Below are 13,878 nucleotides of genomic sequence, written 5' to 3'. Positions count from 1 at the left end.
GATTACAACTAACGAAGAGCCTGTCATGCTGTTTAATAATACAACAGAACCTGATCGCTGGTTCAGTGGCCAGCATCGGGCATTTTACCAGCTGTTACCTGAGTTGCATCGCTGGTTATCCTCTCCACTGGGGGCGCGACTTTTAACCATTCAAGCACAACGACTGGAACATTGGCTTCCTTATATTTTTGGTTATCATTTGGTGCAGGTGGGGATTTCTCCAGACTTGCGGTTGCTTGATACTTGCCGGATTACCCATAAATCCATCTTAACACCCCGTCTTATCACAACCAACTGCTCACAGCTACAGGGTTCTTTAATAGAATGGCCGATCCAGCCCAGTAGCGTGGATATGGTGTTTCTTCACCATGCACTGGAGTTTTTTGAAAACCCCCATCGACTATTGGCAGAGGCAAATAAGGCCATTATTCCTGGAGGTAAACTGATTGTCATTGGCTTTAACCCTTATAGCTTGCTGAACTTGTGGAGAGGCTTAGGGGTTCCCCATTATAAGTTTTTACGCCAGGCGCATTTCATTCGGCCTGGGCGCTTACAGGATTGGTTTAAGTTATTGGGGTTTTCATTGGATAAGGCCTGTTATCCAGCGGTGAAATTAGCTGATACCCAGTACCCAACCAAACTGGATCATTACTGTGAATCTATTGGTTTAGGCATTGGTAGTTTCTATATAATGCAAGCCACCAAAGAAACAGTGGGCATGACACCGATCAAGCCAGTATGGCGCCCTTCTAAACCGCAAGTGGTAACGTTGCCCCTGGCTGAGCCAACCACCAGGCGATAATTCGCCTTATTCATAAGATATGTAGGTTTTAATGAAGCAAGTTGAGATTTTTACTGATGGTGCTTGTAAAGGTAATCCAGGCCCAGGGGGGTGGGGCGTTTTACTTCGCTATGGAGAAGTAGAAAAAGAGTTGTGTGGTGGTGAGCCAAATACGACTAATAACCGGATGGAGTTAATGGCAGCTATCGAGGGGCTGAAAGCTTTAAAACGAGCGTGTCAGGTTAGCATTACCACTGATTCCCAATATGTACGACAAGGCATAACCCAATGGTTGCCTCGTTGGATAGCCCGCAACTGGCGTACAGCGTCTAATCAACCCGTAAAAAATCAGGATTTATGGCAGCAGTTGGCTGAGCAAACTAGTAAACATCAAGTGCAGTGGTGTTGGGTAAAAGGCCATAGTGGTCATCCTGAAAACGAGCGAGCTGATGAACTCGCTAATCAAGGTATTACACAATTTCTGTCGTAAATCTTTTATAAAGCATAGTTAGATCAGGTAGCAAGACGATGCGTACGATTGTACTAGATACTGAAACCACCGGTATAGACCCGAAACAAGGCCATCGAATTATCGAAATAGGCTGCGTTGAGTTAGTGAATCGCAAACTGACTGGCAATTATTATCATCAGTATATTAACCCGCAGCGTGAGGTGGAACAGGAGGCAATTGACGTTCATGGTATCACTAATGACATGCTCGCAGATAAGCCTGTTTTTGATGTTATAGCGTCTGAATTTTTTGAGTTTGTTAAAGGAGCTGAGTTAGTCATTCATAATGCCCCCTTTGATGTGGGTTTTATTAACCATGAGTTTGGTTTGTTAGCCAATAAAAATCCTGGCCCTATAGAAAACTATTGTCGTATTACAGATTCATTGGTGTTGGCAAGAAGTAAGCACCCTGGCGCGAAGAATAATTTGGATGCGTTATGTAAACGTTATGGGGTGGATAACTCAGCACGAACCTATCATGGCGCATTACTGGATGCTGAAATACTGGCGGATGTCTATCTGCTAATGACTGGCGGACAAACGGCACTTGCCTTAGGTGGAAATAGTCAAAACCAAGATGGAGAAGGCGGCTTCAGCGAGATCAAACGGCTACCTGCTAATCGTGCTCCATTACCGGTAATTGAAGCCTCTGCTGAAGAATTAGCAGCTCATGAAACGAAACTGGATGTGATAGGCAAACAAGGTCAGTGTTTGTGGCGAGAGCTGTATAGTCAGTAATAGAGTGGCTCATCTTAGAGCCACATTAGGGCCTGTTATTTATAAAAAATTAGTCACCATAGCGTAACCAACCCCACCAAGCACCAGGGTATAAGGTAAAGCCATCAGTACCATTTGACCATAAGATAATCGAATTAATGGTGCTAAGGCTGATGTTAGCAGGAATAGAAAGGCTGCCTGGCCATTAGGGGTAGCCACACTAGGTAAATTAGTACCGGTATTAATGGCAATGGCTAACTTTTCAAAATGCTCTTTACTAATCAACCCATTATCAAACACATCTTTCACCTCATTAATATAAACGGTAGCAACAAATACATTGTCACTGATCATTGATAACAGGCCATTGGCGATAAAAAACATCCCAGGCTGTTTTGACACATCCATTGCTAATACCCAATTAATAATAGGGGAGAATAAGTGCTGATCGTGAATGACAGCTACAATGCCAAAAAATACTACTAAAAGTGCTGTGAAAGGAAGGGCTTCTTCAAATGCCTTACCAATTTGGTGCTCTTCAATAATACCTGTAAAAGCAGTGATAACGATAATAACCAAAAGCCCAATAAAGCCGACTTCTGCTACATGAAAAGCAAGACCTAATACCAATAAGATGCCTGCTATGGCTTGAATAATCAAGCTGGCAATATCTTTGTTGTTTCGTTCTGCTGCTTCTTCTTTAGCAAAGTCAACCAGCACTGATCTAACATTGTCAGGAATTTGTTCGCCATAACCAAACCAGCCGGTTTTTTCCAATACAACCACTGTGGCTAGACCTGCCACAAGAACTGGCATAGTCACCGGCATCATGACAACAAAAAACTTGATGAAATCCCAGCCTACTTTTTCTGCAATTAGCAAATTTTGTGGTTCGCCCACCATGGTGCAAACTCCACCTAAAGCTGTCCCTACCGCTGCATGCATCATTAGGCTACGTAAAAATGCTCGGAACTGTTCAAGGTCTCGCCGATGAATATCTACAATACTGTCATCGGCATAGTGGTCATGTTCAGCTTGCTGAAATTTTTGGCCGGAAGCGACTTTGTGATAAACAGAATAAAAACCAACACCAACACTGATGACTACTGCTGTGACAGTTAAGGCGTCAAGAAAAGCAGATAAAATAGCCGCAACAATTGAAAATAATAGGGAAAGAATAATTTTTGAACGAACAGATATCAGGATTTTGGTAAAGGTAAATAGCAATAAATCTTTCATAAAGTAGATGCCTGCTACCATAAACATCAGTAGTAGGATAACGGGAAAGTTTTGTTCTACTTCATGCTTAAGTGCATCCGGGGAAGTCATGCCAAGGATAATCGCTTCAATAACGAGCAAACCGCCTGGCTGCAATGGGTAGCACTTTAATGCCATTGCTAAGGTAAAAATAAACTCAGCAACCAGCGCCCAACCGGCAACGGTGGCTCCCATTAGATATAAAATAAAGGGGTTAATAATTAGGAAACCGATAATGGTGTATTTATACCAGTCGGCTGCGTATCCCAAGAAGTTGTGCATAAAAGCACTTTTAAGAGTGCTTGGCATAAATGGTACCTACTTACTTATTACTTATCCATTATTTGTTATACGCGATTGTAGCCTTGTTTGAATGCTGACTTTTTTAGCTTGGAAAATGAACTTTATTTAACCAAAAACTGTCGCCTAATAAGCTACTCACAGTGAGAGGCTAGTCCCTACCTTGCGTGTTAGGGCCTAATCGCAGCGCATTATATCGCTTTTGGTTATGATTAGAAGCTCAAGCAGTCAATCCTCCTATATAAAGAGTGAGGTTCTTAAGGGGTAAGAAACTGATTTTTTTTTAATTGCTTGGTATAGTTGGCATACCCCATGTGTTCTCATTACTATAATACTTGTTAAGTATTTTTTTTATGAGGATAGTTGCGGTTAGTTTAGACTATTAGTAAGCAGAGTGATGAGCTTTATACGGGGTATGTAAACATATCATAATGCCAGTGACTAACTAGAAGCTTGGCCATAAATTAAGCTTATACTCAATACGATGGGTATATTACAGTGTGGTTTGGCTGAGCAACTAACTATACTAATCAGAATAACGGGCACTGCTGGTTCAATTTATTGAGGTTTGGAGTTTTCGACGAATGGCTGGAGCTACATCACTTAATCTGGTTCGGGAAGAGTTGGAAGCAACCATCCAGAATGCAGAAAGTAGTTTAGAAAGCTTTATTGAGGATCGTGAAAATAGTGGCCACATTCAGTCTTGTGTCGATTATCTTCAACAGATTAGAGGGACACTCAGCTTAATTGAAATGAGTGGGGCGGAGCTATTAGCTCAGGAAATGGTGAACTTAGCAACTGATATACCTGCCGGTGCCACACAAGAAAAAGACGAAACTTTAAGTGCATTAGGCAATGCACTATTTGTCTTAAATCGATACCTAGAGTATTTGTTGCTAAACAAAGCAGAAATTCCAGAGTTATTGATTCCCACCATTAACGATATGCGTGAGGCTAGACATCAGCCAACACTTCCCGAAAGTCACTTTTTTTCAGTACGCTTGGACATCCCTCTTGACCTGCAGCCTAAAGCGGATGTTAATCAGGAAGAGCTGCTACAAAGTACCCGCCGGTTGCGGCATATGTATCAGATTGGCTTGCTGGCGCTGTTTAAGAATGAACAGCCTCACGGAAGTGTAGGACTGATGTCCCGAGCGATGTCTCGGCTGTATAGCTTGTATGGTCACTTAAATGTAGGCAAGTTGTTATGGGTATCGGCTGCGGCACTTGATGGTTTTAGTGCGGCGCAAATGCAAATTACCAAACCCAGAAAACTGTTATTTGGCAAAATTGACCGACAAATTAAGCGGTTACAAGGGGATAGTCAGGAAACAGCTTCATTAGAACCACCAAAGGTGCTGCTGAAAGAGTTGCTATATTTAGTGGCACTTGCTGATACAGATACACCTAAACTGGTTAATGTTAAAAAACATTACAATATAGTTGCTTTACCTTTTACTGATCATTCTCTGGCAGAAGAACGATCAATTCTGGCTGGGCCAGGAAATGCCGTATATAAATCAGTATCTTCCGCAATCAAAGAAGATCTAGCCACTATCAAAGATATGCTGGACTTGGTAGAGAGGGGTGCAGGGCAAACAGATAATGATTATACGGATATGTTGGCTAGTATCAGTAAGTTGGAAAAAACTCTGATTGTAGTAGGTTTGCTATCAGCAGCGCGTTCATTACAAGTACAATATAAAGTAGTTGAAAAGTGGCAGGCAGCAGGCAAGTTAGATGATGAAAAAGAGTTGCTCAAGTTAGCTGATGCTGTGCTTTATGTGGAGTCAATGGTTTCAAGCCTGGAAAGTAACCAGGTCAGGTCCTCTGAGCGAGAGTCAGCTACACCAGGTGAAGAGTCGACTACAATGGCCAATAATCAATTGGCAGAAGCTAAGATTGTGGTGGTGGGTGAGTCTCAAGCTGGTTTGGCAATGGCTAAACGAGCAATTACTGCCTATATGGAGTCTAATTGGGATAAAGCCCATTTAGGAAATTTACCGACGACCCTTCATGCTGTAAGAGGGGGCTTGTATTTCATGGGGCTAGAGCGTGCAGCTAATATTTTAGAGGCCTGCACTAATTTCATTGATCAGCGCATTATTCATGGTAATGAACCGCCCACTAATGAGATGCTGGAAACACTGGCTGATGCATTAACTGGTTTGGAATACTTTTTGGAAGGCGTTGAAAGCACTCGACAAACAGCATCTGAAGTGTTGGAAATGGCTGAAACTAGCCTGGCTGATTTGGGCTTCCCTGCTAAAGAGGTGGCTTAACTATTCTGGTGTTAGTGCTTCTTCCCTGGCTTACAAGCTTTAGAACAAACTGATTTTATATCCAAGATGTACTGGACATGTTTGCGAACTTGATGGATGAGCTGGCTTATCAGCCAATTTGGTATGCTGATGACCTTCCAAGTGCTGATCGTTACCTGTTGTTTTACCAACAGAAGCTAGTTGTTTCAGAAAGTCAGCATTGGCTGTGGCATGAAGATAAGCTTCCTGTTCAGCATGCAGCAGTACCTTTAGCTCGCTACCAGGAACAAACTCTGTTTTTAGCTACATTAAGGTCAGAGAAAGAAATTACATCTGATCAATTAGTAAGCTTGCGTCAGGCAATGCTAGCTGCAACCACCAGAGAACGACAACTGTTGGGTTATGCTGGCCATTTAGTTGGTTGGATGGAGCAGCATCGATATTGTGGACGTTGTGCTAGGCCTTTACAGTGGCATCCTGTGGAGCGTGCAAAACAGTGCGAATGTGGTGCTCCTCCACTTTATCCTGCTATTTCACCTTGCATTATTGTTTTGATTACCCGTGGTAACCAGTTGTTGCTGGCCCGTTCCCCTCGTTTTCCCGAAGGTGTGTATAGCACGATTGCAGGCTTTATTGAACCAGGCGAAACCATTGAGCACGGGGTTATGCGTGAGGTAGCAGAAGAAGTAGGGGTAGTCATAAAGAACCTGCAGTATAAAGGCAGTCAGCCTTGGCCATTTCCTCACTCATTAATGATTGGGTTTCATGCAGAGCACGACAGTGGTGAGATAGTTGTGGACGGTGAAGAAATTGAAGCAGCTGACTGGTTTACCCTTGATGATTTACCGTTGCTACCATCGTCCATTTCTATTTCACGTTGGTTAATTGATGATTACATAAAAAATACGCTAGGTTAATTAATAATAAAAATAGTGATTTGTAGAGAAGTGCCTAGTAGCACTCTCGTTAGGGGTATTAACAAATGATGTATATGTTAGTGGGTGGTGCAATATTATTGCTTGCCCTGTTAGTTGTACTGTTAGGTATTAAGTTTCTAATCGGTGGGAATTGGTTCGCTGGCTGGCTAAGAGGTAATCTTGCCTTATTGGTGACAGCATTGGGAGTTGGGTTAGGTTGGGGGGCGCTGGATTTATTTAGTTATCAGCCACTCAGCTATAACCAGCAAATTGCTACCGTTGACTTTATCAAACAAGGGGATAATCGCTACCGAATGTCCTTGTTGCAACCAAATGCCAAGCTTTTTACGCAGGTGGTCTCTGGAGATAAGTGGCAGCTGAGTGCGAGGGTTTTTCAAGTCAGTCCACAATTATTAGGGTTTGGCATGTCACCAGGGTTTCGTTTAGGTCAGTTATCTATACAACAGGTAGATACTGTTTCTTCTCTTCCGGTGCGTACCAGTGAATATGGCTTTGACCTGTGGGCATTGATGAATAAGTTAAAGTGGACAGAGCCTACTGTGATTACTGCACAACATGTAAGTGATTGGCTGGATATTACTGATGAATCAAGCTTTACAATATTTGTTACGGCCAATGGGCTAAAAATAGAAGCAACAAGCGCTGCTGAATGATTTTTAACAAACGCAGTCGTTTTACGAGGGGGCATATAATGCCACCCTCAATAGATAAGGCTGAGGCTAGCCGATTGGAAATAACTCTGACAGCCGAGTTGCCAGCATTACATCACCCTCTGCACGAAGTTGGCCTGCCATAAATGCTTGCATACCATCAACACTACCATTCATGATGCCTGTAAAGGTTTCACTATCCATCGTTAGAGTGACTGACGGATCATCGTGACTCCCTTCCACCATATCGCAATTGCCGTCTTTTACCACAATATGGTAGGAGTCATCTTCAATTTGTAATTGAAAGACCACATCCATCCCAGCGGCAGCATCAGCATTAAATTTGCTTTTCATTTGGTTTAGGGTATCGGTTACGTTACTCATACTTTGTCGATTCCTTATGTGTTTTTTTAACCGTGATAATGACAGCTTGGATTAATTGTTTAAAAAATGTTAGTGTAAAATGTATTCATACGTTTGTTTGAGTCTAGCATAGTCTATTATCCTCTGGCGAGTGTTGTATTCGCTGAAACCAGAGCCACTTATCAACATGTTAATTTCCACTTCTTGCATGGTATGATTATCATTAGCATCGCTATTGACTATCGCTGAAATATTGATTGGAGAATGACACCTTGGAATTTTTAGCTGATTTTGGTTTGTTCTTTGCCAAAGCCATTACCTTGGTTATTGCTGTGTTAATCTTAGTAGCAGGGGTAATTGCACTAAGCAGTAAGCAAAAAAAAGGGCCTTCAGGCCATATTGATGTAAAAAACCTAACCGATGAATTTAAGGAATTGGTAAAAGATGTAAAGTCAGTCATCTTGGATAAAGAGGCTTTGAAAAAAGAAACAAAAGCTGAAAAACAAAAAGAAAAAGAAGAAAAGCAAGCCAAAAAAGCACAAGCGAAAAGCGAACAACAAACCACCGGTGAAGCTGAACGCCAAAAGCGAGTTTATGTGCTCGACTTTGATGGAGATATCAAAGCCTCTGCAGTCGATTCTTTGCGGGAAGAAATAACCGCAGTACTGAGTATGGCTGAGCCTATAGACGAAGTGGTCATCAGGTTAGAAAGTGCTGGAGGCATGGTGCATAGCTACGGTTTGGCAGCGTCTCAGTTGGCGCGAATTAAAGAGCGAGGTATTCCGCTGACGATTGCAGTGGATAAGGTGGCTGCTAGTGGTGGTTATATGATGGCCTGTATTGCCGACAAAATAATAGCAGCACCATTTGCTATTCTTGGTTCTATTGGGGTGGTAGCCCAGGTGCCCAACTTTCACCGGTTGTTAAAAAAGAATGATATTGATGTTGAGGTATTAACTGCTGGTGAATATAAGCGAACTTTAACAATGTTTGGTGAAAATACTCAAAAAGGTCGCCAGAAGTTTCTCGAAGATTTAGAAGACACCCATGTACTGTTTAAAGAGTTTGTAACTGAGCACCGCTCAGTGATTAATATGGAAGAAATTGGTACAGGAGAGGTATGGTTTGGTCGCCGAGCCAAAGATAAACAACTGATTGATGAAATTAAAACCAGTGATGAATATATACTTGAGCAAGTTCATCAGTCTGATGTCTTTCATGTGTCGTATGAATTGAAAAAAACACTGCCAGAAAAATTAGGCTTAGCTGCCAATGTGGCAATCGACAGGTTATTGTTAAAGTGGTGGGATCAGATTAATCAAACACGCTTTTTTCACTAGTACTTCAGCTGCTGGCAGGTGTCAGTAACCCACAAGATACCAATGTGTAATTCAAATGGTTTAACAGTGAGGACATAATGACAGCATTTAAGGCGCTTTTGGTGCAACAGGATGTAGTTTCCAAGTTTTTTACTCAAGAGGTTGTCGAGCGCCAAACAGAACAATTATCAGTAGGGGAAGTGCTAGTTAAAGTTCATTATTCTTCATTAAACTATAAAGATGCTCTGTCAGCAAAAGGCAATAAAGGAGTTACGAAAAATTATCCCCATACGCCAGGAATTGATGCAGCAGGTGAGGTAGTTGAGTCTGCTACTAAAGATTGGCAGCCAGGGGATAAAGTCATTGTTACTGGCTATGATTTGGGTATGGATACCCCTGGTGGGTTTGGCCAATACATTCGAGTACCGGCTAAGTGGGTACTTCCGCTGCCGGAAGGGATCAGTTTACATGAAGCGATGGCATTGGGCACTGCGGGCTTAACGGCGGCTTTATCTTTGACGAAGTTGCAACAAATGGGGGTCACCCCTGAGTCAGGAGAAATCTTTGTCACTGGTGCTAGCGGTGGGGTGGGTAGCTTAAGTATTGCGCTGTTAGCCAAGCTAGGCTATACCGTTGCAGCCAGTACTGGCAAACTGGAACAAGCCGAATATTTAAGCCAGCTGGGTGCCACTAAAATTATTGATCGTGAAGCGGCTTTTGAAGGGGTTGATCGCCCTTTGCTGCCAGAACAGTGGGCGGGTGCAGTTGATACTGTGGGCGGCGATATCTTATTTAATGTTATTAAGTCATTAAAATATGGTGGTAGTGTTGCCAGTTGTGGCCTCGTGGCATCACCTAATTTTCAGGCTAATGTATTCCCATTTATTTTACGGGGAGTCAACTGGCTGGGAATTGACTCGGTAGAGCTACCATTAAAAGAAAAGCAGCACATGTTTACTAAGTTAGCCAACGAGTGGCGTATTCCGTCACTTGATAAAATTGTGCGAGAAGTTACCTTGGATGAATTGCCCCATTATATCGAGTCCATGTTTAAAGGTCGTTTGGTGGGACGTGTCGTTGTGAACTTAACTACTGGTTAATTAATCTCGTCGTAATCGATCAGATACAGCAATGGGCGATTTAAAGTTAAAGACGACAATATAAGAAGATAACAAAAAGGTCATAATAGCTGTGGCTTGAATAACATGGGACGCTTCTGTGCCAATTAAGCCACTATTTGCCGCAATGTAAGCAATTAAAATAGAAAACTCACTGACTTGTCCCAAGCGAAACCCTACTTCCCAGGCTGTGCTTTTCTTCTCCTTTAAATATTGCATTAAACTGCGAAAGATTGCGGGCTTTAAAGTAAGTGCAAACAAGCTTAATAAGCAGGCAGGTACAATAACATCAGTAAGCAGGCCAAGATTAAAGCTAGCACCTACTGAAAAGAAAAACAGAATTAAGAAAAAATCACGTAGAGGCTTTAGGCTAGTAGCAATGTACAGCGCAATTGGACTAGTCGCCACGCTAACCCCGGCAATAAAAGCACCAATTTCTGCTGATAAGCCTAATAAGTTGGCTAACTCTGCCAAACCCAGACACCAGCCAAGAGCCATTAAAAACAGATATTCATGAAAACGGTCAAACTTTTGCATTAACTTTAATAATACATATTTGACAAAGATAAATGCGCAGACCACTAATGCTGGTAGGGCAATTAAGGTAAATAGCAACGCTGAACCACTGGCTTGCTTTTCGCCACCATACAAAAATAGTAATACGACAATAGCGACTAAATCCTGCAATAATAAAATACTAACCACTAACTCACCTGTATGCTTGTGGTGTAATACTGTAGTGGGTAGTAACTTGATACCAATAATAGTGCTGGAAAACATCATTGCTGCCCCAATAATTAAGCTTTCCTGCTGGCTAAAACTGAAGGCAAGAGCAATCACATAGCCAGAAGCCGCAAATACCAACGAGCTAATTAAACCTATCAGGGCGGTCTTTTTTAACATGTGTGCTAAATGGCCAGGTTGCATATCTAAGCCAAGTAGAAATAACAGGAAAATAATGCCAATATGGGAAATGTCACTGAGTAGCTTTGTATCTGAAACTAGCTTTAAGCCATAGGGACCAAGTATGGCCCCCAATACGATGTAAGCCACTAGTAAGGGCTGACGAGTATATAAGGCGACAGAAGCGAGGGCAGCGGCCCCAGTGAAGATTAAAAAAAACGAAAATACGAGAGAGCCGTTATCCATTGAGTCTATGTCTGTAATTTTGCTGGCTGTAGTTTGGAGTATATACCCTTCCCGAATGACTTTTAGGGTTTGTTGTCTTCGTTATTCACCCTAATCATTTATTAGTAATATAAATTCATAGGGCTTCATAACTCGACGGCCTTCCCTAAAAGCCCTTCGCTTTGGCTATACGTTAAAGGAACTTAGCAGTCATTAACTGAGATGCATTATACAGCAGTTGTATTTTTAGTGGGCTTTATGGAGGTTGGATTTTTTTATAAGGAAGTAGGGTGGCTTGATCAAAGTCAAGCCACTTGGAAAGACAATTACTCTGCTTGCATTTGACGTCGTCTGAATAACGGTTGTGGCTGATCGACTGCGGCTTGGTAAGTTTCACTGAAATCTTTTAGACCATTTAAAGCATCATGGATACAGCGGTCAGCACGTATAGCAAAGGCGTTAAAGCCACAGCGGGCCATATAAAACAGTTGGTCTCTAAGCACATCACCGATTGCTCTTAATTCGCCAAGAAACCCAAAGCGTTCCCGCAACAGTCGGCCGGTCGAATAACCTCTGCCATCGGTAAACTGGGGAAAATTTATTGCAATTACGGGTAGTGATTGTGCTTGACCAGCCAGCAATTCGGGTTCTTCATGGCTGTCAAGCCAAACGCCCACCTTACCAGAGTGGTTGTTATATCGTTGTTGGTTTTCAAGCCAGTCAGTCAATGGAACCAGCAAGTTGCCTTCAGGTAATGGTTGATCGGCTGCTGGAACAGTTTCTAGCAACTGATAGTTATCATCAATAATATCCTGGTTTTTAATGAGCTTTGGCATAAACTTGCTCCTTAAAAGGTTTAATCCCAATACGACGGTAGGTGTCGATGAACCGCTCTTCAGGGGTTCGCTGACTAACATAAACGGTCAATAATTTTGAAATAACTTCAGGTACATCTTCTTTGGCGAAGGATGGTCCTAAAATTTTTCCGAGTGAGGCATCACTGCCTGCATTGCCACCGACTTGTACCTGATAAAACTCTTCGCCTTTTTTATCAACGCCTAGAATACCGATATGACCTACATGGTGATGGCCACAGGCATTCATACAGCCAGAAATGTTTAAATCTAATTCACCAATGTCGTGCAAGTAGTCCAGATCATCAAAGCGGTTTTGAATGGCTTCGGCAATCGGGATTGACTTAGCATTAGCCAAGGCACAGAAGTCACCACCAGGACAACAAATAATATCAGTCAGTAAGCCAATATTTGGTGTGGCAAAACCATGTTGAATAGCCGCCTGCCATAATGGGTATAAGTCATCTTGCTTAACATCAGCCAATACCAGGTTTTGTTGATGACTGACTCTGGCTTCACCAAAACTATACTGATCTGCTAGGTCAGCAGCGGCTTCCAATTGCTTATCAGTAACATCTCCAGGGGCAACTCCAGTGGGTTTTAGCGAGAAAGTAACAATGCTATAGCCTGAGACTTTATGAGCGTTAACATTTTGCTGGTACCAATGGTTAAAGTTAGGGTCATCAGCAAGCTGTTGCGCTAGCTGATCGCTGGTAGCCGGTAGTGCTTCATAAGCTGGAACAGAAAAGTGATCAGTGACACGATTAATTTCTTCTTGAGTTAAAGTGGTTGCACCATCTTTAATCTGCTCCCATTCGACTTCTACTTTTTGTGTAAATAGCTCGGTTCCGAGTGCTTTAACCAGAATTTTAATTCGTGCTTTATATTTATTATCACGGCGGCCATAGCGGTTATATACCCGTAAAACGGCATCTAAATACGACAATAAGTGTTTTTCAGGTAGAAACTCTCGAATAACTGTACCGATTAGTGGGGTTCGGCCTAGGCCACCACCCACAATTACTTTAAAGCCAATTTCACCTGTTTTATTTTTAACCAGATACAGGCCAATATCGTGTACTAATGTTGCAGCACGGTCTTTCTTGGCCGCATTGACCGCAATTTTAAATTTACGGGGTAAAAAGGCAAACTCTGGGTGAAAAGTTGACCACTGACGAATAATTTCGCAGTAGGGGCGAGGGTCAACAATTTCATCAGCTGCAACGCCAGCAAACTGATCAGTCGTGGTATTACGAATACAATTACCACTGGTTTGAATAGCGTGCATTTGCACTGTAGCAAGTTCCGCCAGGATATCTGGCACTTGCTCTAGTTGTGGCCAGTTATATTGCACATTTTGGCGGGTGCTGAAGTGAACATAGCCTTTATCGTATTTACGGGCAATTTCAGCCAGCTTACGAAGTTGGTTAGATGACACCATGCCATAAGGAATAGCAACCCGAAGCATGGGAGCAAATCGCTGAATATACAGGCCATTTTGCAGCCTTAAGGGTAAGAACTCGGCATCAGCCAGCTCGCCAGCCAAGTAACGCTGGGTTTGTTCTCTAAATTGTATAACTCGCTCATCAACGATTGTCTGGTCGTATTGATCATATATGTACATGCTGGGTCCTGATCAACTGCTAATCCTGGTAATGTTACCCATTTGTTTTGTTGCCAGA

The 13,878-nt window shown here is 42.4% G+C and carries 13 protein-coding genes; 8 read left to right on the top strand and 5 right to left on the bottom strand.

All coding sequences use genetic code 11. The annotated features are described in order from the left end of the window. Window positions 1-25 precede the first annotated feature (25 nt). The 3 genes from G4Y78_RS18575 to dnaQ are packed head-to-tail and all read left to right on the top strand — an operon-like array spanning window position 26 to window position 2,029. Window positions 26-802 carry a methyltransferase domain-containing protein gene (locus tag G4Y78_RS18575; RefSeq protein ID WP_163834450.1) on the top strand — a complete coding sequence of 259 codons (777 nt, stop codon included), beginning with the start codon at window positions 26-28 and terminating at the stop codon, window positions 800-802. A 31-nt stretch (window positions 803-833) separates the two neighbouring features. Continuing rightward, window positions 834-1,271 (top strand): ribonuclease HI, encoded by a 438-nt coding sequence (rnhA, locus tag G4Y78_RS18570; protein ID WP_163834449.1) that lies wholly within the window; start codon window positions 834-836, stop codon window positions 1,269-1,271. A 38-nt stretch (window positions 1,272-1,309) separates the two neighbouring features. Further along, entirely contained in the window at window positions 1,310-2,029 is a 720-nt protein-coding gene (gene dnaQ, locus G4Y78_RS18565) for a DNA polymerase III subunit epsilon (RefSeq protein ID WP_163834448.1), read from the top strand. 39 nt (window positions 2,030-2,068) lie between these two features. Here dnaQ and nhaB read toward each other — a convergent pair whose 3' ends face one another. Next, a complete protein-coding gene (gene nhaB, locus G4Y78_RS18560) occupies window positions 2,069-3,574 on the bottom strand; it encodes a sodium/proton antiporter NhaB (protein ID WP_163834447.1) in 1,506 nt (501 codons plus the stop codon). A 575-nt stretch (window positions 3,575-4,149) separates the two neighbouring features. Here nhaB and G4Y78_RS18555 point away from each other — a divergent pair. The 3 genes from G4Y78_RS18555 to G4Y78_RS18545 all read left to right on the top strand — a co-directional run bounded on the left by G4Y78_RS18555 (window position 4,150) and on the right by G4Y78_RS18545 (window position 7,417). After that, window positions 4,150-5,847, top strand: a complete 1,698-nt coding sequence (locus G4Y78_RS18555) for a ferrous iron transporter B (RefSeq protein ID WP_163834446.1) — start codon at window positions 4,150-4,152, stop codon at window positions 5,845-5,847. Window positions 5,848-5,924: 77 nt separating this feature from the next. Next, window positions 5,925-6,743: an NAD(+) diphosphatase gene (gene nudC, locus G4Y78_RS18550; RefSeq protein WP_230425616.1), complete on the top strand. Its 819-nt coding sequence runs from the start codon at window positions 5,925-5,927 to the stop codon at window positions 6,741-6,743. A gap of 65 nt (window positions 6,744-6,808) precedes the next feature. Continuing rightward, window positions 6,809-7,417 carry a hypothetical protein gene (locus G4Y78_RS18545; protein WP_163834445.1) on the top strand — a complete coding sequence of 203 codons (609 nt, stop codon included), beginning with the start codon at window positions 6,809-6,811 and terminating at the stop codon, window positions 7,415-7,417. A 66-nt stretch (window positions 7,418-7,483) separates the two neighbouring features. On the opposite strand, the gene G4Y78_RS18540 is transcribed toward G4Y78_RS18545, so the two are convergent. After that, window positions 7,484-7,798, bottom strand: a complete 315-nt coding sequence (locus tag G4Y78_RS18540; RefSeq protein ID WP_163834444.1) for an SCP2 sterol-binding domain-containing protein — start codon at window positions 7,796-7,798, stop codon at window positions 7,484-7,486. Window positions 7,799-8,049: 251 nt separating this feature from the next. Here G4Y78_RS18540 and sohB point away from each other — a divergent pair, with 251 nt between their 5' ends. Both sohB and G4Y78_RS18530 read left to right on the top strand, forming a co-directional pair. Beyond that, window positions 8,050-9,117, top strand: a complete 1,068-nt coding sequence (gene sohB / locus G4Y78_RS18535) for a protease SohB (protein WP_163834443.1) — start codon at window positions 8,050-8,052, stop codon at window positions 9,115-9,117. A 77-nt stretch (window positions 9,118-9,194) separates the two neighbouring features. Continuing rightward, entirely contained in the window at window positions 9,195-10,196 is a 1,002-nt protein-coding gene (locus G4Y78_RS18530) for a YhdH/YhfP family quinone oxidoreductase (RefSeq protein WP_163834442.1), read from the top strand. Here the strand turns inward: G4Y78_RS18530 and G4Y78_RS18525 are convergent, their stop codons facing one another. The 3 genes from G4Y78_RS18525 to G4Y78_RS18515 form a co-directional block, all read right to left on the bottom strand. After that, complete coding sequence (locus G4Y78_RS18525) at window positions 10,197-11,363, bottom strand: cation:proton antiporter (RefSeq protein WP_163834441.1); 1,167 nt, start codon at window positions 11,361-11,363, stop codon at window positions 10,197-10,199. A gap of 305 nt (window positions 11,364-11,668) precedes the next feature. Then, window positions 11,669-12,178, bottom strand: coding sequence for a DUF934 domain-containing protein (locus G4Y78_RS18520; RefSeq protein WP_163834440.1), 510 nt, complete (start codon window positions 12,176-12,178; stop codon window positions 11,669-11,671). Beyond that, window positions 12,162-13,820 carry a nitrite/sulfite reductase gene (locus tag G4Y78_RS18515; RefSeq protein WP_163834439.1) on the bottom strand — a complete coding sequence of 553 codons (1,659 nt, stop codon included), beginning with the start codon at window positions 13,818-13,820 and terminating at the stop codon, window positions 12,162-12,164. Before G4Y78_RS18515 ends, G4Y78_RS18520 begins: the two co-directional genes overlap by 17 nt. Between the last annotated feature and the right edge of the window lie 58 nt (window positions 13,821-13,878).

It is taken from the genome of Spartinivicinus ruber (assembly GCF_011009015.1).
GTDB classification, from domain to species: Bacteria; Pseudomonadota; Gammaproteobacteria; order Pseudomonadales; family Zooshikellaceae; genus Spartinivicinus; species Spartinivicinus ruber.
The sequence above is the reverse complement of the archived record's forward strand: the minus strand, read 5'-3'. Positions and strand labels throughout refer to the sequence as shown.